We start from the raw sequence: 24,682 nt of genomic DNA, 5'->3' as shown, positions 1-24,682 counted from the left end.
CGCACCCACGTCCCCCGTCACCCACTCCACCGCGCCCATGTCGATCCCGACCGACCAGATCACCGGCCTGCTGCTCGCAGGCGGCCGCGGCATGCGCATGGGCGGCGTCGACAAGGGACTGCAAGTGTTGCGCGGCGACCCGCTCGCGCTGCACGTGCTGAAGCGTCTGGCGCCTCAAACCGGCGCGCTGCTGATCAGCGCGAACCGCAACGCCCCGCGCTACGCCAAACTCGGTGCGCCGTTTAATGCAACGGTCATCGCCGATACGCTGCCCGACTTCCCCGGCCCGCTCGCGGGTTTGCTTGCCGGCCTGCGCGCCGCGCGCACAGGCTATATGCTGAGCGCACCGTGCGACACGCCTGCGCTACCCGTCGACCTCGCCGCGCGCCTCGCCGACGCGCTCGATGCCGAACACGCCGACATCGCCACCGTCACCACGAGCAACGCGCAGCACGAGATATCGATACACCCGGTCTTCGCGCTGATACGCACCACGCTTGCCGACGACCTCGCGGCGTTTCTCGATGCAGGCGAGCGCAAGGTACGCGCGTGGTACGCGCGCCACAAGACAGTCGAAGTCGCTTTTGCCGATGAACGTGCGTTTTACAATGTCAATTCTTTGCAAGAACTGGCCGACCTCGAACGAAACTGAGGACCAACCCGAGGGCCGCGGACGCCCGCTTTCTGCCGTCTCTGCCGCGATCTTCCGGCTGCTGCCGGACCCGCATCCGGTCGCGACCTTTCCCGATTCATGACCACGTCCAACGAACTCTCAGGCTGCGTAGCGCAGTTCGATCCTCAAGCTTTGCCGGTTTCGGCCGCGCAGGCGATCGTGCGCCAGTGGGCAACGCCGATCGTCGCGGCCGAGCGCGTCATGCTCTCCGACGCGCTCGATCGCGTGCTCGCGGAAGATATCGTGTCGCCGATCGATGTGCCGGCGTACGACAACTCCGCGATGGACGGTTATGCCTTCGACGGTGCGGCGCTCGGCGCAGCCGCGCAATCCGGCGGATCGATCTCGCTTGCAGTGGTCGGCCGCGCGCTCGCCGGCCATCCGTTCAAGGGAAAGATCGACGCCACACAATGTGTGCGCGTGATGACCGGCGCATTGATGCCGGCCGGCTGCGACACAGTCGTACCGCAAGAGCAGGTGCAGGCCGGCGATGAACAATCGATCCGCTTTGCCGCCGCCGCGCTGCGCGCCGGCTCGAACCGGCGCCGCGCGGGCGAAGATCTCGCGCGCGGCGCGCCCGCGGTACGCGCGGGCCGCATCCTGCGCGCGTCCGATCTCGGTCTGCTTGCGTCGCTCGGCATCGGCGAAGTCGCGGTGCGCCGCCGGCTGCGCGTCGCATTCTTTTCGACCGGCGACGAATTGCGCTCGATCGGTCAGCCGCTCGAGCCCGGCTGCGTCTACGACAGCAACCGCTATACGCTGCTCGCGATGCTACGGCGTCTGAACTTCGATGCGATCGACCTCGGTGTTGTGCGCGACGAACCCGCGGCGCTCGAGAAAGCGCTGTTGACCGCGGCCGCAAGCGCCGATGTGATTCTGACGTCGGGCGGCGTCTCGGTCGGCGATGCCGATTTGACGAAACAGCTTTCGCGCGCGCTCGGCGATGTCGCGTTCTGGAGCCTCGCGATGCGTCCCGGCCGGCCGATGGCGTTCGGCCGCGTCTGGTCGGGCGGCCGCGCCGGCGCCGGCGACCCTGCCCTCTTCTTCGGCTTGCCTGGCAATCCGGTCGCGGTCATGGTCACGTTCTATCAGATCGTGCGCGACGCGCTGCTGACGATGGCAGGCGCTACGTTGCAACCCGCGCCCATGCTCCACGCGACCTCTGCCATATCGATTCGCAAGCGTCCCGGCCGCACCGAATTCCAGCGCGGCACCGCGCGTCGCGCCGCCGACGGCCGCTGGCAGGTCACCCCCACCGGTTCGCAAGGCTCGGGCGTATTGAGCTCGATGAGCGAAGCGAACTGCTTTATCGTGCTCGCGCATGACCAGCCGGACGTCGACGCGGGCGACACTGTCGAGATCATGCTGTTCGACGGTTTAATCTGACACGCGCGCATTTGCGTCTACATTTTTCAACCACGCTCGCGCGCCAAAACAAGGCTGACTACATTGCTCACTACGCGACTCACGGGTACGACCTCAATGAAAAAACAGATCTCGTCCATCGCACCGGGACAAACCGCCAAAGCGCTGATCCTCGTCTATCTGACGTTCAGCGTGCCGATCGTGCTGCTCGGCGTGCTCGTCGCGTTTATCCGCTACGGCTCGGTCGAACTGTCCACCGTTTTTAGCGCGCTGCTGCTCAACGCGATTCTCGGCTTTGTTCTGCTGTGGATCGCCTGTCACGCGTATAACTGGGTCGCGTCGCGCTTCGGCGGCATCGAGATCCAGTTGAGCGACGTGCCGGAAGAAGCGTAATGGCGTCGGCGATCCGTGCGGCGACGCCCGCAGACGTCAGCGCGATGCGCGCATTGATGTACGAGCTCGCCGAATACGAAAAGCTCACGCATCTGTTTATCGCGACCGACGCGGATCTGCACGACGCGCTGTTCGGCGCGCGGCCGTCGGCGGAGGCGCTGGTCGCGGAGAACGACGGACGCCTCGTCGGCTACGCGCTGTACTTCCATAACTACTCGACCTTCCTCGGCCGCCGCGGCCTGTATCTCGAAGACCTGTATGTGCAGCCCACGCAGCGCGGCAGCGGACTCGGCTCGGCGATGCTGCGGCATCTCGCGGCCATCGCGGTCGAGCGGCAGTGCGGGCGCTTCGAATGGTCGGTGCTCGACTGGAACCAGCCGGCGATCGACTTCTACGAAAGAATGGGCGCGAACGTGCTGCCCGACTGGCGCATCGTGCGGATGACCGGCGATGCACTTGAGCAGCTAGCGGCGGGTGCGGGGCAAAAATAACTGCGCGATGTAAGCGCGACGGTTGCGTCGTCGCGCTTACGCGGCGTCAGGTTCAAAGCTCGTTCAAAGCTCGCTCAAGGCTCGTCCGCATCCGACCCGGACAACGCGTCGCCAAGCAGTTCACGCGCTTCTTCTCCCGGCAACGCTTCGACATCGCGCAGCTTGCGGTTCATCGCGCGCGTGCGCACTTCCGCTTTTTCGATCGAGCGCGTGACCGTTTCGAGTTGCGCCTTGGTCTTTGCGAGCACATCGCCGAACTGACCGAACTCGGTCTTCACCGCGCCCAACACCTGCCACACTTCGCTCGAGCGCTTCTCGATCGCAAGCGTGCGGAACCCCATCTGCAGGCTGTTCAGCAACGCGGTCAAGGTAGTCGGGCCAGCCACCGTCACGCGATAGTCGCGCTGCAGCAGGTCGGTCAACCCCGGCCGGCGCAACACTTCCGCGTAAAGCCCTTCGGTCGGCAGGAACAGCAGCGCGAAATCGGTGGTGTGCGGCGGCGCGACGTACTTCTCGGCGATCGTGCGCGCCTCGCCGCGAATGCGGGCTTCGAGCGCGCGCGATGCGTCTTCGACCGCAACCGGGTCGGCGCGCTCCTGTGCGTCGATCAGGCGCTCGTAGTCTTCGCGCGGGAATTTCGCATCGATCGGCAGCCAGACCGGTTCCGCGGCGCCATCGGCCGACGGCTTGCCCGGCAGCCGGATCGCGAACTCGACGCGCTCCGCGCTCTTCGGCTTCGTCGCGACGTTCTTCGCGTACTGGTCCGCCGTCAGCATCTGCTCGAGCAAGGCTTCGAGCTGCACTTCGCCCCACGTGCCGCGCGTCTTCACATTGGTCAGCACCTTCTTCAGGTCGCCGACGCCGGCCGCGAGCGTCTGCATTTCGCCAAGCCCGCGATGCACCTGCTCGAGCCGCTCCGACACGAGCTTGAACGATTCGCCCAGACGCTGCTCGAGCGTGGCGTGCAGTTTTTCGTCGACGGTGCGGCGCATCTCTTCGAGCTTCGTCGCATTGTTCGCTTCGATGTCTTTCAGACGTTGCTCGATCGTGGCGCGCACCTCGGCAAAGCGCCGGTCGTTCGCTTCGGTCATTTGCGCAAGCTGCTGCGTCAGCGTGTCGCCGAAGCGCTTGAGCGTATTGCCCTGCTCGTCGCGCGCCTGCTGCGCCTGCAATTGCAGACTCTGCCGCACCGCGTCGAGCTGCTGCGCATTCGTTTCGGTAAGCTTCACGAGCTGCTGCGCAAAGCCGTCGATCTTGCCGCTTTGCACGCTCGTCATGCTCGTGAATTGCGCGGCAAGCGTCTGCTGGAACTGCGAGAAGCCGCCGGCGAGTTCGGTGCGCGATACGCGCGCCGTTTCGGTGATGTCGTTGCGCAGCTCGCGTTCGACGCGTTCGAATTCGCGCGCCTGCGCCTCGCCGCTCGACGCGATGCGGCCGCTCAGTTCATCGAAGCGGTCCGCGTCGCTCGCATGGGCGCCGGCGCGCATCGAAACAACCAGCGCGATAAGCGCGATCACCAGCGCGACCGCGAGAACGACGACGGCCGCCAGTAATGCAGTGATCATGAACGCGCCTTCCCGATCACGTCAGGGTTGATCGGATTCGGCGGCTGACCGGCGCGTGGGCCTTCGCCCAGCCCGGCGATCAGATTGTCCGCAGCGAGATTGGCCATCGCGCGGCGCGTCGATTCGGTTGCGCTTGCGATATGCGGCGTGAGCACGACATTCGGCACCGTGAGCAACGCCGGATTCACACTCGGCTCGCCTTCGAACACATCGAGGCCCGCGGCCGCGATCCGTTTCGCGCGCAGCGCTTCAGCGAGCGCCGCATCGTCGACGATGCCGCCGCGCGCGATATTGGTCAGCGTCGCGGTCGGCTTCATCTGCGCGAGTTCGGCCGCGCCGATCGTGTGATGGCTTGCGGCGCTGTACGGCAGCACGAGCACGACGTGATCGGCGCGCTTCAGCAACTCCTCCTTCGATACGTACTGCGCGTTCAGCTCGGCTTCGATCTCCGGCGCGACCCGCGACCGGTTGTGGTAAATGACCTGCATGTTGAAGCCGCGCGCACGGCGCGCGAGCGCCTGGCCGATCCGACCCATGCCAATCACGCCGAGCGTCGAACCATAGACATCGGCGCCGAGAAAACTGTCGTAGCCCCACTTCTGCCAAAGGCCCGCGCGCAGCCAGTGCTCCGATTCGGTGACGCGCCGCGCGGTCGCCATCATCAGCGCCCAGCCGAAATCGGCCGTCGTTTCGTTGAGCACGTCGGGCGTGTTCGTGCCCAGCACGTTCGCCGCGTTGAAGGCGGCCATATCGAAGTTATTGAAGCCGACCGCCATATTCGACACGACGCGCAAACGCGGCGCGGCTGCGAACGTCGCGGCGCCGATCGGCTCGCCGGCCGTCAGCGCACCGTCTTTATCGGCGAGTCGCTTTAGCAACTCGTCGTTGCCGAGCACGTCGCCATTGTTCCAGTCGACTTCGAAATGCTGCTTGAGCCGATCGATCACATCCGGAAAGATCGGACGCGCGACGAGGATTTTTTGCTTTGCCATTTCCGTATTCTCCGAATAACGCGCGGCATCGCCGCCGTTCATTGCCAACGCTGTTGCTCAACGATGCGCCCATGAGCGCGTTGCGAATCGCTTCAGAAAAACAACCACGTCATCGCGATAAACACCGGTATGAGCACCGCGCCCGACCACGCGAGGTACGCGAAGAAGCCGGGCATCCGCACACCGCGCGATTCCGCGATCGCCTTCACCATGAAGTTGGGCGCGTTACCGATATAGCTGTTCGCGCCCATAAACACCGAGCCGGCCGAGATCGCCGCGAGCGTCGACGCGCCTGCGCTCATCAGGTGCTGCGCATCGCCGCCCGCCAGGTTGAAGAACACGAGGTAGGTCGGCGCATTGTCGAGGAACGACGACAGCAGGCCCGTCGCCCAGAAGTACATCGCGTTGCGCGGTTCGCCCGAGACATCGTTGACCAGATGCACGACGCCCGCGAACGCGCCCGCTTCTCCCGCGCGCAGCATCATGATGACCGGCGCGATCGTCACGAAGATGGCAGCGAACAGTTTCGCGACTTCTTCGATCGGCGCCCAGTCGAATGCGTTGCCTTCGCGCGCGGAGCGCGGCGTAAGCGCAAGCGATGCAAGCGCGATGACGATAAGCGCCACGTCTCGCACCACGTTTTGCAGATCGACGCGCGCGCCGGGCAGATCGAACGTGATGCCGGGCTTCCACAGGCCGCTCATCAGTACGAGCGCGATGACCAGCGCGAGCAGCACGAAGTTGATCTTGCCGTCGATGAAGAATAAGCGAGAATCGGGCGTCGGGTCGAGAGACGGGTCGTACACCTCGCCGCTGCTTTTGCTGGCGCCACCACCCTGGCGGAAATAATACGAATCGAGCGCGTAGAACGCCGCAAGCAGCACCCCGCACACAAACAGCATCGGCAGCGCGAGATGCACGGTGGTCCAGAAAAAGCTCACGCCGTTCAGAAAGCCGAGAAACAACGGCGGATCGCCCAACGGCGACAGCGAGCCGCCCGCATTCGCGACCAGAAAAATAAAGAACACCACCACGTGCACGACATGCTTGCGGTTATCGTTCGCGCGCAGCAACGGGCGAATCAGCAGCATCGCCGCGCCGGTCGTGCCCATGATGCTGGCGAGCAGCGTGCCGAGCGCGAGCAGCCCCGTATTGAGTCGCGGCGAGCCGTGCAGATTGCCGTTGATGCAGATACCGCCCGCGACGGTGTAGAGCGTGGCAAGCAGCACGATAAACGGCAGGTACTCTTCGAAGACTGCGTGCATCAGCGTGCCGAACGCCGCCCCCGGACCGAACGCGACGGCAAACGGCACGAGCAGGGCGAGCGCCCAGCCGGCCGAAATCTTGCCGAAGTGACGATGCCAGAACGACAACGCGACGAGCGGAAAAACCGCGATCGACAGCAGCATGCATGCGAACGGCAGGCCCCACCACACCGATAGCGCGGCGCCGTCGACGCTCGCGGCAAAGGCATGCTGCGGGTATGCGGCGAATGCGATGGCCAGTGCTGCGACGCGCCTGGCAACGGGCTCAACAGAGGGCTTAATGGAGGGCTTAACAGCGGGCTTAACTGAGGGCTTGATAACGGGTTTGACCACGGGTTGTACAAATAAGGCCGGCGCGGCCACGCGCGCAGCGCGTGCGGCGTCAATTAACGGAGCGAACAAGCGGGAAAGCAAAGCGGGCAAACGGACGCTCACACGCCGCGCACGACGATCGCATGCACGCGATACGGCCCATGCGCGCCGAGCACCAGCGATTGTTCGATATCGGCGGTGCGCGACGGCCCCGACACGAAGTTCGTGGCGCGCGGCAACTCGCCGCCCCGTTCGGTGCGCACGAGATCGAACACATCTTCGTGATAGCCGACGATACGCGACGCGGGCACGATGGCGATATGCGTTTCGGGCAGCAGACCCGCCGACGCATACGTTTCGGCACCCGACATCAGCACCAGGGTGCCGGTCTCGGCGACTGCGCAATAGCAACCGGTGAGACCGACCTTGTCCGAATCGACGGGCTTGCGGAATTCGACGGTGATACCCGCTTCCGCCCATTGCATGTCCTGCAGCGTCTGCCACGCAATCGCCTGCACGGGCAGGCCCTGCTCGTGCAGATACCGGTACGTGGCGGCCGGAACATCGGCGAGCGTTTCGACCGTGTCGACCGTGCTCGCCATCTGCTGCGCACGCTCGAGGAAGCACGCGACGAGATCGTCCGGCAACGGCGGCCGCGGGCCGCGCGGGTGGCTTGCGACGTAGCTCTCTACCGCCTCGAGCTCGCCGGCGGCCGTTTCAGGCGCGCGACCCTGCGCCGCGCGGATGCGCGCGAGGATATTGCGGCGGGCGGTGGATGTGTCCATGAGCGAAGTCCCCGTATCGTGGTTGATGCGATGAAGCGACATCCTGCGGATTATACCGGCCGGCCCTTGCGCGAAACACTCGGCCATCCGGCTAATGCACACGCCGCAAAAGGCGGCGTAGCATCACGGCGAGATCACTTTCCGCTATCGAACACGTCGTCGTCCGTGGGTTGCGGAATGCCGAACACCTGGCGCAGATAGGCGAGATACGCCTTGTCTTCGCACATGTTCTTGCCCGGCGAATCCGAGAGCTTCGCCACCGGCTGGCCGTTGCAACGAACCATCTTGATCACGATCTGCAGCGGCTTGTAGCCGAGGTCGTTGGTCAGATTCGTGCCGACGCCGAACGCGAGCTTGCAGCGGCCGCGAAAGCGCTCATACAGCTGCAGCACCTTCGGAATGTCGAGCGCGTCGGAGAATACGAGTACCTTCGTGCGCGGGTCGCAGCGATTGTCTTCGTAGTGTTTGAGAAGCCGCTCGCCCCAGTCGAACGGGTCGCCGGAATCGTGGCGAGCGCCGTCGAAGAGCTTGCAGAAGTACATGTCGAAGTCGCGCAGGAAGGCCTGCATGCCGTACACGTCGGAAAGCGCGATGCCGAGGTCGCCGCGGTATTCCTTGGCCCACATCTCGAAGCCGTAGATCTGCGAATCGCGCAGACGCGGCCCGAGCGCCTGGCAAGCCTGCAGGTACTCGTGCGCCATCGTGCCGAGCGGCGTGAGGCCATGCTTCATCGCGTAGTAGACGTTGCTGGTGCCCGCGAACTGCTCGGCGAGGCCGTCTTTGAGCGTAAGCAGGATTTCCTCGTGCCACTGCTTCGAAAAGCGGCGGCGCGTGCCGTAGTCGGCGATCTTGCAGTCGGCGAATTCAGGTTTGGCGCCGAGCATCTCGATCTTGCTCTTGAGCCGTTCGCGGCCCTCGAGGTAATCGGGCTGCTGCTGCGTATTGCGGAAATACACTTCGTTGACAATCGCGAGCACCGGCACTTCGAAAAGGATTGTGTGCAGCCACGGCCCGCTAATGTCGATGTCGATTTCGCCATTGCCCTTCGCGGACGGGGTGATCGTGATGTACTTCTCGTTCAGATGAAACAGCGCGAGAAACTCGACGAAGTCGCCTTTGATAAACCGCATGCGGCGCAGGTAGTCGAGTTCGCCGTCGGTAAAGCGCAACTGGCAGAGCTTGCGCACCTCGCTGCGAATCTCGTCGATATACGGCACGAGATCGATATCCGGCGTGCGGCAGCGAAACCCGTATTCGACGCTGGCCGCCGGAAAATGATGCAGTACCACCTGCATCATCGTGAACTTGTACAGATCGGTATCGAGCAGCGAGGAGATGATCATGATGTGACGGGCCAGACCGCGGATAAACGACGATTGCTATGGTCAGTGTATTCGAATGTGAAGCGGCGAATGTGAAGCGGCGAATGTAAAGCAGCAAACGTGAAGCGGCAAAGGTAAAGCAGCGTGGCACCGGGCGAGCAGGCGGATGTTACCCGAAGGCGCCGGTCCCGCTTTGCGGCCATAAACTAATCACGAAACGGTATAAGGGCATGGGAACTGTCCCGTATGCGCCCGTTGACGTTACGTTACAATAGCTTTTTTGGCGTTTTGCCATCCCCAATATCCCCCATACCGCTACCGCATCCAGGAGTTGTTTGAATGACTCACGTTGTGACCGAAAGCTGCATCAAGTGCCGCTATACCGACTGTGTCGATGTGTGCCCGGTCGACTGCTTTCGCGAAGGTCCCAACTTCCTCGCGATCGACCCGGACGAGTGCATCGATTGCGCCGTGTGCGTCGCCGAGTGCCCGGTGAATGCCATCTACGCTGAAGAGGATGTGCCGGCCGACCAGCAGCACTTCACTGAACTCAATGCCGATCTGGCCAAAGGCTGGCCGAGCATCACGAAAACCAAGGCGCCGCTGCCCGAGGCAGACGAGTTCAAGGACGTGAAGGAAAAGCTCGCGATGCTCGAGCGTTGATACCGCGTTGATTCCTATTGAAGCCCGATTGCGATGACGGGTTGCGAGCGCGCCGCTATTGACAGGCCCCGTAGCACCTCATACAATTTCGCTTCTCTGCTGTTTGTTGTTCCCCGATAGCTCAGTCGGTAGAGCGCCGGACTGTTAATCCGTAGGTCCCTGGTTCGAGCCCAGGTCGGGGAGCCAAGAATTGCAAGGCCCGTTCACCGTGACGGGCTTTTTTATGTACCGAATTTGTGTCGTTTAAGTTTCACCCTGCTTTGGCTCTGCCTCTGTAGTGGTTCCCGTGCAGGTCCCCGATAGCTCAGTCGGTAGAGCGCCGGACTGTTAATCCGTAGGTCCCTGGTTCGAGCCCAGGTCGGGGAGCCAAACATCGAAGGCCCGCATTCGTGCGGGCCTTCTGCTTTTTCAGTCTCTGAAAACACCGATGGATCCGCTCCCCTTGTCACGCCTCTACGCCGCCGTGGCCCGTCTGATCGAATCAGGCCGATACCAGCACGCAAGCGAGGACTTGCTGCACTCGGCGGGGATCGAGAAAGCCGAAACGAAATCCCGTATTTCAGCGCCGCGCGACGCCGCCCGTATCGGACTTTCAGATGTCAAAGCGGGACAGGTACGCACCTTTGACACCGCGCAGGATTTGGGACATTACCTCGTCGATCTCGCCGAAAGCGCGCTTAGGCCAATAACCTGAGCGAAGAACGAACTTTGATCGACACGACAACATGGACCGTCCGCCGACAAAATCGGCTGAAACCACGCTGGTATACGATGTGGCTTTTTTCTCCGGTCTCCCGATGAAACCCACCCTGCTTCGCGCGCCACGCGCGATCCGTGCGGCCTTCACTGCACTCGCGACGATCTGCGCAGCGCTTCTTGCCGCACCGCTCGCGCACGCCGAAGAAGTCGCAAGCGTCAACACCAATTTCCATATCACGGGTTCGGACCGCGTCGTCGTCGAGGCGTACGACGATCCGGCTGTCGAGGGCGTCACCTGCTATGTGTCGCGTGCGCGGACGGGCGGCATCAAGGGCACGCTCGGCATCGCCGAAGATCCGACCGAAGCGTCGATCGCCTGCCGCCAGGTCGGCGCGATCCGCTTCACGGGCGGACCGCTCAAGCAACAGGCCGACGTGTTCACCGAACGGATGTCGCTGATCTTCAAGACGTTGCACGTCGTGCGTGTAGTCGACGCGAAGCGCAACACGCTCGTCTATCTGACCTACAGCGACCGCGTGGCCACCGGCAGCGCGAAAAACAGCGTGAGCGCCGTGCCGATGCCAGCCGGCACGACGATTCCGGTGAAATGACCGAAGCGCGCCGCTCCTGGTTCGATCGCGAGCCCGAGCTGCGCGTCAATGAAAGCAATCTGTCTGGCAGTCCGAACGGCGCGGTAAACTGGCGAATCGAGCCCTGACGAATCGAGCCGCATTCCAGTGGCACCCCGCCGCACCCTGGCCGCACCGACACAATGACCACCACCCGTTTCCGCGATTCCGCCCGTTACTGGCGCACGCCGCTCATGCCCGGCGCGGATCTGCTCACGGCCGAATACCACGATCACACGTTCACGCCGCACTGGCACGACGCGTACACGATTCCCGTGATCGAAGCGGGCGCGGAAATGTATCAGTATCGCGGGTCGCGCTACGTCGCCGAAGCGGGCAGCGTGCCCATCATCAATCCGGGCGAACTGCACACCGGTTCGCGCGCGATGGACGAAGGCTGGCGTTACCGCGTGCTGTACGCGCCGGTCGACTACCTGCAGCAGCTTGCGGAAGACATTGCGGGCAGCACGCAACCGCTGCCATGGTTCGACGCCGGCGTGATTCGCGATATCGACCTCGCGCAGCGTCTGTCGCATGCGCATCGGCTGCTCGAGGCGAATAGCGACGCGCTCGCGGCACACGCGGCGATGCTCGATGCGCTATCGACGCTGCTGGTCCGCTACGGCCGCACGCGCCCCGACGCACTGCAAGAAGCGGCCGGCGACAATCGCGTAAGTGTGATGCAAGACCTGCTGAGCAGCGAACTCGCGGCGCCCGTGACACTCGCGGAACTGGCCGATGCCGTCGCGCTGTCGCCGTTCCATGCGGCGCGTCTCTTCACGCGCGCTACGGGCCTCGCGCCGCACGCTTGGCGTAACCAGATTCGTCTGCAGCGCGCGCTTGCACCGTTGCGCGCGGGGGTGTCCGTCACTGAAGTTGCTGCCGCGAGCGGATTCGCCGACCAGAGCCACTTCACGCGACATTTCCGCCGGATGTTCGGCGTGCCGCCGGGCCGCTGGCAAGGCGCCTGAGCCTGACTGCGGGGCCGCGTCGCCTGGCCACTACGCGTGCGAAACCAATCGGCACAAACGCGCCGTGCACCATCGAGCCGGCCGCGAGCCCCTGGCCCTCGGCATCGCAACACCACACCGCAAGAACGTACAAGCGCCCAAGCCTCCCTCCGCGCTAGCCTTATCATCCGGAGGAACCCAGCTTGACATCCACTCACCGCTTCACCGCATTCACCGCCGGTGCGCGCGACACGATCCCGATGCTGATCGGCGCCGCACCGTTCGGCGTGATCTTCGGCACGCTCGTCGCATCGGGCCCGCTGCACCTGTGGCACGGGCAACTGATGTCGCTGATCGTGTTCGCGGGCTCCGCGCAATTTATCGCGCTCGGTCTGGTCGCTGGGCATGCGAGCTTCGCCGTGATCTGGGCGACGACCTTCGTCGTCAACCTGCGTCATGTGCTCTATAGCGCGACGCTAGCACCGTACGTCGCGCATCTGCCGGCACGCTGGCGCTGGACGCTCGGCGGACTGCTCACCGACGAAGTGTTCGCGGTCGCGTGGGCGCACTACCGGCTGCATCCGCCGGGCTCGGTCGGGCCGTACTACTTCCTCGGCTCGGGCCTGTCGATGTATTTGAACTGGCAGCTCTGGACGCTCGCCGGGCTGCTGTTCGGCGCCGCGTTTCCGGGCCTGCAATCGCTTGGGCTCGACTTCGCGATGGTCGCGACGTTTATCGCGATCGTCGTGCCGCAGCTCGTCGCGCTGCGCTATCTGGCGGCGGCCGTCACGGCCGGCGCGCTCGCCTTCTTCTGGCAGGCGTGGCCGTACAAGCTCGGCCTGCTCGCCGCCGTGTTCGCCGGTGTCGTGGTCGGCGTGCTTCTGTCGCGGCCGCGCGGAGCGCGGCGCACCACCGTGGAGGCGTCGCGATGAACGATGTGCTGATGATCGTTGGCATGGCGGTGATTACATGGATGATTCGTGCCACCGTCTTCGTGCTCGGCGACCGGCTCGTGTTTCCGCCGCTCGTGCGCACCGCGCTCGGCTTCGTGCCGGTTACCGTGCTGACCGCCATCATCGTGCCGATGGCGGTCTCGCCGCACGGCGGCGGCGCGGAGCTTACGTGGCGCAACCCGCAACTGGTCGGCGCGCTTGCCGCAGTCGCGGTCAGCGCGCTGACGAAACGCCCGCTGCTGACCATCGCGGTCGGCCTCGCGGTGTTCTTCGTGTGGCAAGCGCTGTTGCCTAAATAGGCAGAACCGGATTTCCTCAAGTTTCAAATCCCGCCGCCGATAAACAGTCGAGGTCCATCAGCCTGCCATGCTCCCGCGTGTGCCCGGCAGCCCGACCTCGACCGTGTCGCGCATCGTTGAATCGCGCAGTTGCACAGCTCGCAGTTGCACAACTTTTACGCAGCGGGCAGAAGCCGCTTTCGCGCATGCGATGCCGCGCCGGATGACTAAACGGGATATGACATGGGGCAAATCACCCTTTCATTGAAGGACGAGACTGTCGCCTCGTTGCGCAAGGATTTCGACGCGTTCGTGCGCGTCTCGCTGAAACTCGACTCGCAGTTTGCGACGCCGTCGTTCGAGGACTTTTTGCGCGCGAAGCTGCTCGACAGCATGGTGCCGCTGACCGAGCACGCCGTGCAGCGGATGCTGCAAGGCGGGCAATACGCGTGGGCGAAACGTACGCTCGACAAGGAATTCCCTGACGTTGTCGCGATTCTGATGCGGCAGGCGACAGACTTCGGCTTTGCCTTCGCCTCGCGCTCCGAATGGACGCCGGAGGAACTGGCGAAGCAATGCCGCGAATGGGCAACGGCGATCGTCAACGAGGCGCAATGCAGCCCGACCCTGGTCGATCCGCTCGCCGCGCAGATCAAATCGGCGGCCCAGGACATTCAGGCGGTTGAAGAGTCGATGCAGACGCCCGCGTGGCGGCTCGCGGAATCGCTGCGCCAGCGCGTGTACGAAGCGAAGGTGGCGTGCGAGACGAGCTTCGGCAGCACCGCGCGCGAAAAGCTCGGCGAACTGCGCGGGCTGCTGCGCCTCGGCATCACGCACGGGTCGTTTCAGAAGCAGGAAGCGCAGCAGATCATGGAGTACCTGCGGCTGCTCAAGCCGGAGATTTTCGTCGAAGAGCCATACGACGTGTTCACGCGGCTCGCGGCGTGGCTGCGCAACTTCTTTATGCCGGCGCCGCGTCCTCAGTCGCCGCAGCAACAGCAGCAGCGGCAGCCGCGGTAGGTTAGGAGACGCGAGGCAACTCCCGGCACTCGCGGCGCTCCGCTCGGCGCCACATCCGGAGGGAGCCTCCCCGCTCGCGGCCCACTACGCTCGGTGCTCCGCCGGGAGCCACAATGCTCGGCGCGCCGCTCGCAGCCACACCCGGAGCGAGCACGCTCGGAGCCACACCCGGGCCGCGCCCGGGGCCCCGCTCACTCCCACATCTTCCTGAGCTTCGCCGCAATCTCCACCTTCGCCTGCGCGGCCGCGGCAAGCCCTGCCGCGGTCGGTGCGGCGGCCACCGGCACAGGCGGCCATGCATACGCGTCGAACAGCGGCATCAAATCGACCGGGATAAAGCGCGTGCGTGACGCCCATACGTGCCGGTCGCCAAGATGCGTCTGGTTGTGCACATAGAAGCGCTGCGGCACGACGATATGCAGGTCTTCCTTCGCGCGCGTCATCGCAACATAGAGCAGACGCCGTTCCTCGTCGATTTCCTCGTCGCTGCCGGTGCCGAGGTCCGATGGAATGCAGCCGTCGACGCCGTTGAGCACGAATACGTTGCGCCACTCCTGTCCCTTCGCGGAATGGATGGTCGACAGGATCAGGTAGTCCTCGTCGAGTAGCGGCACGCCGGATTCACCGCTCGTGGCGTCGGGCGGATCGAGCGTCAACTCGGTCAGAAAGCGTTCGCGCGAGGCATAGGTGCCGGCGATGCTTTCCATTTGCAGCAGGTCCGCGTGACGCACCATGGCGTCTTCGTGATTGCGCTCGAGATGCGGTTCGTACCAGCGGCGGATCAGCTCGAATTCCGCGGGCCACTGCGACGTGCGTTCGTTTAGCGTGGACATGAGCGCGACGAACGGCGGCCAGTCTTCGAGCGCGCGCGGCGGCGGGGTGAAGGTGGCGAGCGCCTCTACCGCGCCGCGAACGTTATCGATATCTGCGGTGGCCGCCGTACCGTTATCGGCCACGGACGCCGCCCGACCACCGGCCACCGGAGCGCCGGCCGCGGGAACACCAGCCGCCGGAGCGCCGGCCGCCGGAACACCGGCCGCCGCATCCAGCACCCGCGCCGCCGTCGCCGGCCCCACGCCCGGCAGCAACTGCACGACGCGAAAACCCGCGACGCGGTCGCGCGGATTTTCCGCCCAGCGCAGCACCGCAAGCACGTCCTTCACATGCACCGAATCGAGAAACTTGAGCCCACCGAACTTGACGAACGGGATGTTGCGCCGGGTCAGTTCGATTTCGAGCGCGGCGCTATGGTGCGCGGCGCGAAACAGCACCGCCTGCGACTTCAGCTTGACTCCGGCTTCACGCGCGGCCAGCACCTGTTCGACGACGTAGGCCGCCTGTGCGGCATCGTCGGCCACCGTGACGAGACGCGGCCGCTGTGCCGACGCCTTGTCGGTCCACAAATTCTTCGTAAAACGTTCGGACGCAAGCCCGATGACCGCGTTCGACGCAGTCAGAATCGGCTGCGTCGAACGGTAGTTGCGCTCGAGCGTGACCTGCTTCGCGGGCGGATCGAAATGCGTCGGAAAATCGAGGATGTTGCGCACCGTCGCGCCGCGAAACGAGTAGATAGACTGCGCGTCGTCGCCGACCACGGTCAGCCCACGGCCGTCGGGCTTCAGCGCGAGCAGGATCGACGCCTGCAGGCGATTCGTATCCTGATATTCGTCGACGAGCACGTGATCGAAGCGGCTCGAAAGATCGGCCGCGATCGACGGCTCCGCGGCCATATGCGACCAGTAGAGCAGCAGATCGTCGTAGTCGAGCACGCTTTGCTTCTGCTTTGCGTCGACATACGCGGCAAACAGCACACGCAGGTCCGCTTCCCATTCGCGGCACCACGGAAACGTGCTGTTCAGCGCGTCGCCAAGCGACGCGCCCGTGTTGACGACGCGCGAATAGATTGCAAAACACGTCGACTTCGATGGAAACCGGCGTTCTTTCGCCGAAAAGCCGAGTTCGTGCCGCACGAGATTCATGAGGTCGGCGGAGTCTTCGCGATCGTTGATCGTGAAGGTCGGCGCAAGGCCGATCAGGTCCGCGTATTCGCGCAACAGACGCGCGCCGACGCTGTGAAACGTGCCCGACCACGTCAGGCCTTGCGCAAGCGCCGCACGCGCTCCGAGTGCGTCGCCGGCGATGCGCGTCACTCGGCGCGTCATTTCGATGGCGGCGCGACGCGAAAACGTCAGCAGCAGAATGCGGCGCGGGTCCGCGCCCTTGGCGACCAGATGCGCGACGCGATGCGCGAGCGTGCTGGTCTTGCCGGAGCCCGCGCCCGCGATGACGAGCAAGGCGCCGGGCGGGCGCGCCACGTCATCGGCGCCGTATTCGACGGCCGCACGCTGTTCGTCGTTGAGTTTTGCTAGCCAGGCAGGGACATTCGACGCGTCGGCGCCCGACGCATCGGCGCCAGGCGCGGCAAAAGAGGATTCAGACGTGGAAGCGGCGGAAGACGGCACGGCGTGCGAACGGAATGGGAGTCAGGGCGACGCATACTGTATATCCATACAATGTGCGCCGACAAGCGCCCTTTTTTCGGCACGGGCGGACAAGCGATGCAACGTTCGCCGACGCATGCCGGACCTGCAGCCCGCCACCGCCCGTGCCCGGTCAATGGTGCAGCCGCCGCAGCGTTATGGCCTTCTGCACACGGCCGCGGACCATCACCGCTTACTCCTGCTTCTTCGCGTCCTTTACCCGCGCATCGGCCGCAGCCTTATCGGCATCCGACTGCGCATCGGCCTTCTCCCGGTCCGCCTTCGCCTGCGCGACCGCGGCCTTCTTGTTGGCCTTCGCCTGTTCCTTCGCCGCCTTGTTATCGGCGTGCGTCATCGGTTCGGTAGCCGGATCGTGCGACGTCTGCGCGAACGCGAACGTCGACACGCTGCCCGCGATCAGTGCGGCAAGCAACCGGTTCGTCGATTTAGTCATTTGCTCTCCCTCCTTCAGTCAAAGTGATCGGTAAGTACGGTTAGCGCCTCATTGAGCCCTTCAGCTAACCCTTCGTTCAGCGCCTCGATCAATGTTTGGTCTCGTCATCCGGCACCTGCGTGCCGTTGCCCGACTGCGAATCCATCTTCAACTGGTTAGCGGCGCCCCGCCGATCCGCCTCGCGGTTGATCTTTGCGTTCTTCACCTGCTCCTTGTACTGCGCCTTCGACGCCTTTTTCGCATCGCGATATTCGGCGTTGGCCCGTGCGTCGGCGTCGCGCTTCTGCACGAGCGGATCGGGCGGCGTGGGCGCGGTCAGGGTCTGCCTCGGCGGCGTGCCGGCAGGCGCCGGCGCGGGCATTTGCACGCCTTGCGCGGCGGGCGCCGTGGCAGGCGCATTCGGCGGCGTGCCAGCGGGCGCATTCGGCGCCATAGTGGCCGGTGCGCTCTGCTGCGCGACCTGTCCCGCTTGCGGGTCGGGCACTTGCGGCGCCGCGGGCACCTGATAGACGCGGTTGGCCTGGTTGCCCGGATTGGAGGTCTGCGCGACGGCGGCGGTCGTGGCCAGCGCGGCGATGGAGCTGCCGATCAGCAGCGAACGAAGCTGGGTCATGGCGATCCTCTCTGAAGGTTGTCAGCCGGATGTCACGCATAGCGCGCATTCGGCCTTTGTTTAGCCCGATACAAAACGCAGCAGGCTTTCCTACCGACAGCGTTTTTCTGAGTGAAGTTCATGATCAAACGCGGTTGTTACTGACGGTTTCATTTTCTGACAACTGCATAACATCCGGTCGCGATCGCGTCTTCGATCCGCGGAACGAATTCGCACACGCTTTCCGCAACAGGGCGACGTGCCCTACGCTTTCGCTTATGATGCGAATCCTTTTCCTGACCTTTTCCTGATCGACCGCGTCGTCTCGCGACGACATGCGTCGTCCTTTTTCGCAACCGCCATGCCCAACCTCGATTTCACGCTGACCGGCGACTACGTCGAACTGCACAACCTGCTGAAGCTCACGGGTCTCGCGGACAGCGGCGGCTCCGCGAAAGCGCTCGTCGCATCGGGCGCCGTGAAAGTGGACGACCAGCTCGAACTGCGCAAAACGTGCAAGATCCGCGCGGGTCAGGTCGTGCTGCTCGGCGATACGCGCATCGCTGTCCATGAAGCGTGAGCGCAGCATCGCTAAAATTTCGCATCACCAACGTGCGTGCTGATCGACAGCCGCCGCGCGACGCAATAAGCTGTTCGCTTTAACAAAAACATTACATGCGGCGCGCGCCGCGCATTCGGTGCCGCGCCCCCTCTGCCGTCATGTCCCAATCCGGTCTCTCGCGCCCGCTTGCCGGGCCGCCGTCGCTCACGCGCCATGCCGCCGATACCGCGCGCCTCGCCGCGCCGCTCGCGATCGCGCAGCTGTCGCAGATGGCGATGAGCGTCACCGACACGGTGCTGCTCGGCTCGCTCGGCCCCGATGCGCTCGCGGCGGGAGGCCTCGGCGCGAACCTGTTCTTCGTCGTCGTCACGCTGCTGCAGGGTGTGCTGACGTCGGTTAGCGTCAGCGTCTCGCACGCGCGCGGCGCGCAGGCGGACGAACGGGTGCCGCATATCTACTGGACCGGCTTCGTGCTCTCCATCCTGCTTGCCGTTCCCGCCTTCGTGCTGCTGTCGTTCGCGGCGCCGATCCTCAAAGCGTTCGGCGAGCCGGCCGTTCTCGCCGAGCACATCGGCGAGTACTGCGCGGTGCTGCGCTGGGGCGCGCCCGCGAGTCTGATCGGCGTCGGGCTCATGCGCTCGTTCCTGCCGGCGATCGGCGCGGCGAAGCGTCTGCTGTGGGTCTCGGTCGGCAGCGTGGTGTTCAACGGCTTTCTCAACTACGGACTGATTCACGGCGCGTATCACCTGCCGCGTCTGGGCTTTCTTGGTTCGGCCGTCGCGACGACGATCACTGTCTGGCTGTCCGCGCTGATGCTGATGGCGCTGCTGCATCTGCGGCCGCGCTATCGTCACTTCGTGAGCGCGGCGCGGCCCAACGTGCCGCTGATGGGCGAGCTGTTCGGCATCGGCTGGCCGGTTGCGATCACGTACGGCGTCGAATCGCTGCTATTTCTCGCGACGGGCCTGATGGTGGGTCTGTTCGGCGAAGCGCAGCTCGCCGCGCATCAGATCGCGCTCAACGTCGCGTCGGTGGCCTTCATGGTGCCGCTCGCGATCGGCCAGGCCGCGAATGTGCGCGTCGGCTACTGGTCCGGCGCGGGCGTGCCGCTCGCCGCGCGCCATGCGGGTTTCGTCGCGCTCGGGCTCGGCGTCGGCTTCATGTCGCTATCGGGGCTCGTGATGGTGACCGCACCGCACTGGATCGTCGGCCTCTATCTGCATCTCGACGATCCTTCGAATGCGCACACGGTCGCGCTCGCGAGTTCGCTGCTCGGCGTCGCGGCGATTTTCCAGATTGTCGACGGCATGCAGACGGTCGGATCCGGCGCCCTGCGCGGACTCAAGGACACGCGCGTGCCGATGCTCGCCGCGACCTTCGGCTACTGGGGCATCGGCTTTCCGACCGGATACGTGCTCGCGTTTCACTTCGGCTTCGGCGCGCGCGGCCTGTGGTGGGGACTCGCCGCAGGGCTTGCGAGCGTCGCAATCCTGATGACGTTGCGTTTTCACCGCATAAGCGCGCGGCATGTCGCGGCCGTGCAGGCGTAGTAACCACAACCGCGCTCGCGTTTTGTCAACGCGAGCACATCACCACCGCACACACCGATAACAACAGGACCGCCTCGATGCTTTCCCGCGTTACCCGTCTCTTTCCACTGTGGGCCGTGCTGGTCTCGCTCGCGGCGTACTTCGCGCCCGCTTCGGTCGCCGGCATTGCGCCGCACGTCACCGCGCTGCTCACGCTGATCATGCTGTCGATGGGCGTCACGCTGTCGGTCGCCGATTTTCAGCGCGTCTTCACGCGGCCCGCGCCCGTCGTTGCCGGCATCGTGCTGCACTATCTCGTGATGCCGCTGGCCGCATGGGCAATCGCGAAGATGCTGCTCATGCCGCCCGATCTGACCGCGGGCATGGTGCTGGTCGGCAGCGTCGCGAGCGGCACCGCATCGAACGTGATGATCTATCTCGCGCGCGGCGACGTCGCGTTGTCGGTCACGATCAGCGCGTTGTCGACACTCGTCGGCGTGTTCGCGACGCCGCTGCTCACGCGCCTTTACGTCGATGCGTCGATCGTCGTTGACGTGCGCGGCATGCTGATGAGCATCCTGCAGATCGTCGCGTTGCCGATCGTGATCGGCCTTGTCGTCAATCACCTGTTCGGCAAGCTCGTGCGCCGCATCGAGCCGGTGCTGCCGCTCATATCGATGGTGTCGATCCTGCTGATCATCGCGGCCGTGGTCGGCGGCACGCAGCCGAGCATCGCGTCGGTGGGTCTCACGGTTGCGCTCGGCGTGGTGCTGCACAACGGCATCGGTCTGCTCGGCGGTTACTGGGGCGGTCGCCTGCTCGGCTTCGACGAAGCGGTTTGCCGCACGCTTGCGATCGAAGTGGGCATGCAGAACTCCGGTCTTGCGGCGACGCTCGGCAAACTGTATTTCGCACCGATCGCGGCGCTGCCTGGCGCACTCTTTTCGGTGTGGCACAACCTTTCGGGTTCGTTGCTCGCGGGCTTCTGGGCGGGACGGCCGACGCGCGGCACTCATCAATCGCAAACGACGATGCAAACCGGGCGCGCGGCTGCGCTCGAGCGCGAACGTAGCTGATTTCACCACGCCGGTGCCGACGCCTGTGTCAATTGAGACGCAGGCGGCACAACGCCACCGCTTGACCCTCGCCTGCCGCGCGACAGCGCTTCGTCAATCACGACGCGGGCTCGGTCATAAGCGCGTGTGCATTTAAGCGAAGCATCCCTTCGCGAAACGCCGTTCACATCAACGAGCCTTTCCGTGACATGGCGGAAGCGTCTCCCGCACGCTTTGATCGACGCTTCCCCCGCGCCTTCGCCGACGCAAAGCGCCGCGCCGCGCACCGGCCTCAACCGCCTGCACAACGCTTGCCATCTTCCCGACCCACTTCGCCGATTCCCCTTAGAATGGCCTTCCCAACGTGACGCCTCGTCGCGAGTCGTCAGCGCGAAGTAAAAAAGCCGGGAGGGTGAGCGTGCCGTCGTACGATCGTCAAAGTCGCAAAGTTGCGCCATGCAACGCATCGCAGGTCCTGTCCGTTCTTGCTCCGGTAATTCGTACGCTTTCCACGTTGCGCCTCGCGCGCGCAACATCGCTGACGCTGGCCCGTGCCACGTTCATCGCCGCAACGGCCGCGGCCACTGCGGTTGCGATGAGCGGCTGCGCGACGCGTCCGCCTGCGTCGTCGTTCGACCAGCCGGTCTCGCACGCCATGCCGCAATCGACGTCCACGCCGCTCGGCGCCGCGCTTGCCGCGCCCGAAGCGGCGCATCCGGGCCAGTCGGGCTTTCGCGTGCTATCGAGCGGCACCGAAGCGCTGCAGATGCGCATCGCGCTCGCGCGCGCCGCGACGAAAACGCTCGACATGCAGTACTACATCGCCAACGAGGACACGACCGGCAAGCTGCTGCTCGCCGCCGCGCTCTATGCAGCGGACCACGGCGTACGCGTGCGCATGCTGGTCGACGATCTGAACTTCAAGGATCTCGACGACGTCATGGCGTCGCTGAACACGCATCCGAACATCGAGATCCGCGTGTTCAACCCGTTCGGCAGCGCGCAGGGCAGCCTCTATCAGCGCACCGAAAATTTCTTCACGCAGATCGGCAGCTTCACGCGGCGCATGCACAACAAGGCGATGATCGCGGACAACGAGCTTGCGATTGTCGGCGGCCGTAATCTTGGCGACGAGTATTTCAGCGCGAGCCCGACGCTGCAGTTCCGCGATATCGATGTGCTCGCCGCAGGTCCGATCACCGCAAAGATCTCCACCAGCTTCGACGAATACTGGAACGACAGCAGCGCGTATCCGCTGCGTGCGCTCAACAAGCAGACGTTCGACCCGAAGCAGCTCGATGAGACGCGCGACGCATTGCGCGCGCATTGGCATCAGAACGCGGACCCGTACGACGCAAAGCCGTTGAACGCGACACCGCTCGCCTCGCAAATCCAGAAAGACGAGCTCGGCCTCACGTGGGCGCCGGCGGAATTCAACGCCGATTCGCCGGCGAAAGTCCGCTTGCCGGAGGACCAGTATCAAAGCCCCGTGATCGCGCGCATCGCCGAACTCGTCAACGAGGCGCAGCAGGAAGTGTTGATCACGTCGCCGTATTTCGTGCCGCACGACGCGGGCGTCAAGGCGCTCGCCGGCCTCACCGCGCGCGGCGTCAAGGTGAAGGTGCTGACCAATTCGCTTGCCGCCACCGATGCCGTCGCGGTGCAAGCGGGCTATAGCCCGTATCGCGATCCGCTGCTCAGGGCCGGCGTCGAGCTCTACGAATTCAAGCCTGTGCAGGAGCAAGGCTCGCGCACCGGCATGTTCGGCTCGCAGTCGCGCGCGAGTCTGCACGCGAAAACACTGGTGTTCGATCGCAAGACGCTCGTGATCGGCTCGATGAATCTCGACCCGCGCTCCGCGCATCTGAACACCGAACTCGGGCTCGTGATTCACAGCGCGCCGCTCGCGGAACAGGTCGCAACGCTGTTCGATCGCGTGACCGGACCGCAGTCGAGCTATCACGTGACGCTCGCCGATCCGTCGCGCTTCTTTTTCCGCGGCCCCGAGACGCCGTATCACCTCGTCTGGACCGACGAGGAAGACGGCCATACGGTCACCTACGACGTGGACCCGAACGCCGGTTTCTACCGGAACGTGCTGACAGGTTTATTCTTGTTCCTGCCAGTCGACGACCAGCTTTGACGCCGTGCGCCCGCCGCGCGCCGTCGTCCAACCTTCAAGCGGAGTGAAATCATGACCGAAGATGTACGGATGGAACGCGATACGTTCGGCGAGATTGCGGTGCCGAACGATCGCCTATGGGGTGCGCAGACGCAGCGCTCGCTGCAGAACTTCAAGATCTCGACCGAGAAGCAATCGCCGGAGCTGATCCATGCGCTCGCGGTGATCAAGCGCGCGGCGGCCGAAGTCAATCTCGGTCTCGGCGTGCTCGATGCGAACAAGGCAAAGGCGATCGTCCATGCGGCCGACGAAATCATGGAAGGCAAGCACGCCGGTGAATTTCCGCTGGCGGTCTGGCAAACCGGCTCGGGCACGCAGACCAATATGAACCTCAACGAGGTGATCGCGAACCGCGCGAGCGAGCTGCTCGGCGGCCAGCGCGGCGAAGCGCGCCTCGTGCATCCGAATGACGATGTGAACCGCGGCCAGTCGTCGAACGACGTGTTTCCGACGGCGATGCATATCGCGGCGGCGGTCGGCATCGTCAAGCATCTGCTGCCTGCGCTGAAGACGCTGCGCGACACGCTCGACAGCAAGGCGAAGGCGTTCGCCGACGTCGTGAAGATCGGCCGCACGCACTTGCAGGACGCGACGCCGCTCACGCTCGGCCAGGAATTCTCGGGCTATGTCGCACAGCTCGATCAGGGCATGCGTCATGTCGAATCGACGCTACCGCACCTCTATCAGCTCGCGCAGGGCGGCACCGCGGTCGGCACGGGCCTGAACGCGCATCCGCAATTCGCCGATCAGGTCGCGGCGACGATCGGCAAGCTGACGGGCCTGCCGTTCGTGTCGGCGCCGAACAAGTTCGAGGTGATGGCCGCGGCCGACGCGCTTGTGTTCGCGCACGGCGCATTGAAGACCGTTGCCGCGAGCCTGATGAAGATCGCGAACGATATCCGCTGGCTTGCCAGCGGCCCGCGCTGCGGTCTCGGCGAACTGTCGATTCCGGAAAACGAGCCGGGCAGCTCGATCATGCCGGGCAAGGTGAACCCGACGCAATCCGAAGCGATGACGATGCTGTGCTGCCAGGTGTTCGGCAACGACGTCGCCGTGAATGTGGGCGGCGCGAGCGGCAACTTCGAGCTCAACGTGTTCCGGCCGATGATCGCGCACAACGTGCTGCAATCGGTCCGCCTGCTCGCGGACGGCGCGCTGAGCTTCAACGATAACTGCGCGGTCGGCATCGAGCCGAATCATGCACGCATCGATACGCTGCTCAATGAATCGCTGATGCTCGTGACGGCGCTCAATCCGCACATCGGCTACGACAAGGCCGCGCAGATCGCGAAGAAGGCGCACAAGGACGGCACGACACTGAAGGCCGCCGCGCTTGCGCTCGGTCATCTGACCGAGCAGCAGTTCGACGAGTGGGTGCGGCCGCACGAGATGGTCGGCCATACGAAGGGCTGAGCGAGCCGGCTAGCAAGGCTCGCTGCTTCATTGCTTCACTGCCGGAGTGCAACGCAGTGT

The 24,682-nt window shown here is 64.5% G+C and carries 24 protein-coding genes and 2 tRNA genes; 18 read left to right on the top strand and 8 right to left on the bottom strand.

Features of this window, described 5'->3' with window-relative positions:
* Positions 1-37: 37 nt before the first annotated feature.
* From mobA to KZJ38_RS06815, 4 genes are all read left to right on the top strand, one after another.
* Entirely contained in the window at positions 38-652 is a 615-nt protein-coding gene (gene mobA, locus KZJ38_RS06830; protein ID WP_219799356.1) for a molybdenum cofactor guanylyltransferase MobA, read from the top strand.
* 99 nt (positions 653-751) lie between these two features.
* Positions 752-2,059: a molybdopterin molybdotransferase MoeA gene (gene moeA, locus KZJ38_RS06825; RefSeq protein ID WP_219799355.1), complete on the top strand. Its 1,308-nt coding sequence runs from the start codon at positions 752-754 to the stop codon at positions 2,057-2,059.
* Positions 2,060-2,155: 96 nt separating this feature from the next.
* Positions 2,156-2,431: a hypothetical protein gene (locus KZJ38_RS06820; RefSeq protein ID WP_075157757.1), complete on the top strand. Its 276-nt coding sequence runs from the start codon at positions 2,156-2,158 to the stop codon at positions 2,429-2,431.
* Positions 2,431-2,922 carry a GNAT family N-acetyltransferase gene (locus tag KZJ38_RS06815; RefSeq protein WP_219799354.1) on the top strand — a complete coding sequence of 164 codons (492 nt, stop codon included), beginning with the start codon at positions 2,431-2,433 and terminating at the stop codon, positions 2,920-2,922. Before KZJ38_RS06820 ends, KZJ38_RS06815 begins: the two co-directional genes overlap by 1 nt.
* Before the next feature lie 74 nt (positions 2,923-2,996).
* On the opposite strand, the gene KZJ38_RS06810 is transcribed toward KZJ38_RS06815, so the two are convergent.
* From KZJ38_RS06810 to pncB, 5 genes are all read right to left on the bottom strand, one after another.
* On the bottom strand, positions 2,997-4,487 hold the full coding sequence (locus tag KZJ38_RS06810) for a DNA recombination protein RmuC (RefSeq protein WP_219799353.1): 1,491 nt from the start codon (positions 4,485-4,487) through the stop codon (positions 2,997-2,999).
* Positions 4,484-5,479, bottom strand: coding sequence for a 2-hydroxyacid dehydrogenase (locus KZJ38_RS06805; protein ID WP_219799352.1), 996 nt, complete (start codon positions 5,477-5,479; stop codon positions 4,484-4,486). Before KZJ38_RS06805 ends, KZJ38_RS06810 begins: the two co-directional genes overlap by 4 nt.
* A gap of 92 nt (positions 5,480-5,571) precedes the next feature.
* The gene (locus tag KZJ38_RS06800; protein WP_219800155.1) at positions 5,572-6,984 is read right to left on the bottom strand and encodes a sodium:proton antiporter; all 1,413 of its coding nucleotides are present in this window, start codon (positions 6,982-6,984) and stop codon (positions 5,572-5,574) included.
* Positions 6,985-7,175: 191 nt separating this feature from the next.
* Complete coding sequence (locus tag KZJ38_RS06795) at positions 7,176-7,841, bottom strand: LutC/YkgG family protein (RefSeq protein WP_219799351.1); 666 nt, start codon at positions 7,839-7,841, stop codon at positions 7,176-7,178.
* Positions 7,842-7,975: 134 nt separating this feature from the next.
* A complete protein-coding gene (gene pncB / locus KZJ38_RS06790; protein ID WP_219799350.1) occupies positions 7,976-9,184 on the bottom strand; it encodes a nicotinate phosphoribosyltransferase in 1,209 nt (402 codons plus the stop codon).
* A gap of 318 nt (positions 9,185-9,502) precedes the next feature.
* On the opposite strand from pncB, the gene fdxA reads away from it, so the two are divergent.
* The 9 genes from fdxA to KZJ38_RS06745 all read left to right on the top strand — a co-directional run bounded on the left by fdxA (position 9,503) and on the right by KZJ38_RS06745 (position 14,355).
* On the top strand, positions 9,503-9,826 hold the full coding sequence (fdxA, locus tag KZJ38_RS06785) for a ferredoxin FdxA (protein WP_219799349.1): 324 nt from the start codon (positions 9,503-9,505) through the stop codon (positions 9,824-9,826).
* Positions 9,827-9,936: 110 nt separating this feature from the next.
* Positions 9,937-10,012, top strand: a tRNA-Asn gene (locus KZJ38_RS06780).
* A 107-nt stretch (positions 10,013-10,119) separates the two neighbouring features.
* A tRNA-Asn gene (locus KZJ38_RS06775) sits at positions 10,120-10,195 on the top strand.
* A gap of 58 nt (positions 10,196-10,253) precedes the next feature.
* Entirely contained in the window at positions 10,254-10,520 is a 267-nt protein-coding gene (locus KZJ38_RS06770; RefSeq protein ID WP_219799348.1) for a hypothetical protein, read from the top strand.
* 103 nt (positions 10,521-10,623) lie between these two features.
* On the top strand, positions 10,624-11,136 hold the full coding sequence (locus KZJ38_RS06765; RefSeq protein ID WP_246641667.1) for a CreA family protein: 513 nt from the start codon (positions 10,624-10,626) through the stop codon (positions 11,134-11,136).
* Between the two features lie 161 nt (positions 11,137-11,297).
* A complete protein-coding gene (locus KZJ38_RS06760) occupies positions 11,298-12,125 on the top strand; it encodes a helix-turn-helix transcriptional regulator (protein ID WP_219799347.1) in 828 nt (275 codons plus the stop codon).
* Positions 12,126-12,364: 239 nt separating this feature from the next.
* Positions 12,365-13,036, top strand: a complete 672-nt coding sequence (locus KZJ38_RS06755) for an AzlC family ABC transporter permease (protein WP_246641738.1) — start codon at positions 12,365-12,367, stop codon at positions 13,034-13,036.
* Positions 13,033-13,356, top strand: coding sequence for an AzlD domain-containing protein (locus tag KZJ38_RS06750; RefSeq protein WP_219799345.1), 324 nt, complete (start codon positions 13,033-13,035; stop codon positions 13,354-13,356). Before KZJ38_RS06755 ends, KZJ38_RS06750 begins: the two co-directional genes overlap by 4 nt.
* Positions 13,357-13,578: 222 nt before the next feature.
* Entirely contained in the window at positions 13,579-14,355 is a 777-nt protein-coding gene (locus KZJ38_RS06745; protein WP_219799344.1) for a DUF4088 family protein, read from the top strand.
* Positions 14,356-14,546: 191 nt separating this feature from the next.
* On the opposite strand, the gene KZJ38_RS06740 is transcribed toward KZJ38_RS06745, so the two are convergent.
* The 3 genes from KZJ38_RS06740 to KZJ38_RS06730 all read right to left on the bottom strand — a co-directional run bounded on the left by KZJ38_RS06740 (position 14,547) and on the right by KZJ38_RS06730 (position 17,902).
* The gene (locus tag KZJ38_RS06740) at positions 14,547-16,817 is read right to left on the bottom strand and encodes an ATP-dependent helicase (RefSeq protein WP_219799343.1); all 2,271 of its coding nucleotides are present in this window, start codon (positions 16,815-16,817) and stop codon (positions 14,547-14,549) included.
* 211 nt (positions 16,818-17,028) lie between these two features.
* On the bottom strand, positions 17,029-17,289 hold the full coding sequence (locus KZJ38_RS06735; protein WP_219799342.1) for a hypothetical protein: 261 nt from the start codon (positions 17,287-17,289) through the stop codon (positions 17,029-17,031).
* Positions 17,290-17,377: 88 nt separating this feature from the next.
* Positions 17,378-17,902: a hypothetical protein gene (locus tag KZJ38_RS06730; protein WP_219799341.1), complete on the bottom strand. Its 525-nt coding sequence runs from the start codon at positions 17,900-17,902 to the stop codon at positions 17,378-17,380.
* A gap of 340 nt (positions 17,903-18,242) precedes the next feature.
* Between KZJ38_RS06730 and KZJ38_RS06725 the strand changes: the two genes are divergently transcribed.
* The 5 genes from KZJ38_RS06725 to fumC all read left to right on the top strand — a co-directional run bounded on the left by KZJ38_RS06725 (position 18,243) and on the right by fumC (position 24,622).
* Positions 18,243-18,461 carry an RNA-binding S4 domain-containing protein gene (locus KZJ38_RS06725; protein ID WP_219799340.1) on the top strand — a complete coding sequence of 73 codons (219 nt, stop codon included), beginning with the start codon at positions 18,243-18,245 and terminating at the stop codon, positions 18,459-18,461.
* 140 nt (positions 18,462-18,601) lie between these two features.
* Positions 18,602-19,993, top strand: a complete 1,392-nt coding sequence (locus tag KZJ38_RS06720) for an MATE family efflux transporter (RefSeq protein ID WP_219799339.1) — start codon at positions 18,602-18,604, stop codon at positions 19,991-19,993.
* 77 nt (positions 19,994-20,070) lie between these two features.
* On the top strand, positions 20,071-21,048 hold the full coding sequence (gene panS, locus KZJ38_RS06715; RefSeq protein ID WP_219799338.1) for a ketopantoate/pantoate/pantothenate transporter PanS: 978 nt from the start codon (positions 20,071-20,073) through the stop codon (positions 21,046-21,048).
* 574 nt (positions 21,049-21,622) lie between these two features.
* Positions 21,623-23,170, top strand: a complete 1,548-nt coding sequence (locus tag KZJ38_RS06710) for a phospholipase D family protein (protein ID WP_219800153.1) — start codon at positions 21,623-21,625, stop codon at positions 23,168-23,170.
* 51 nt (positions 23,171-23,221) lie between these two features.
* On the top strand, positions 23,222-24,622 hold the full coding sequence (gene fumC / locus KZJ38_RS06705) for a class II fumarate hydratase (RefSeq protein ID WP_219799337.1): 1,401 nt from the start codon (positions 23,222-23,224) through the stop codon (positions 24,620-24,622).
* Positions 24,623-24,682 lie beyond the last annotated feature (60 nt).

The organism is Paraburkholderia edwinii, from assembly GCF_019428685.1.
Lineage (GTDB): Bacteria > Pseudomonadota > Gammaproteobacteria > Burkholderiales > Burkholderiaceae > Paraburkholderia > Paraburkholderia edwinii.
Note: the sequence above shows the minus strand (reverse complement) of the source record. Positions and strands in the feature narration are given on the sequence as shown.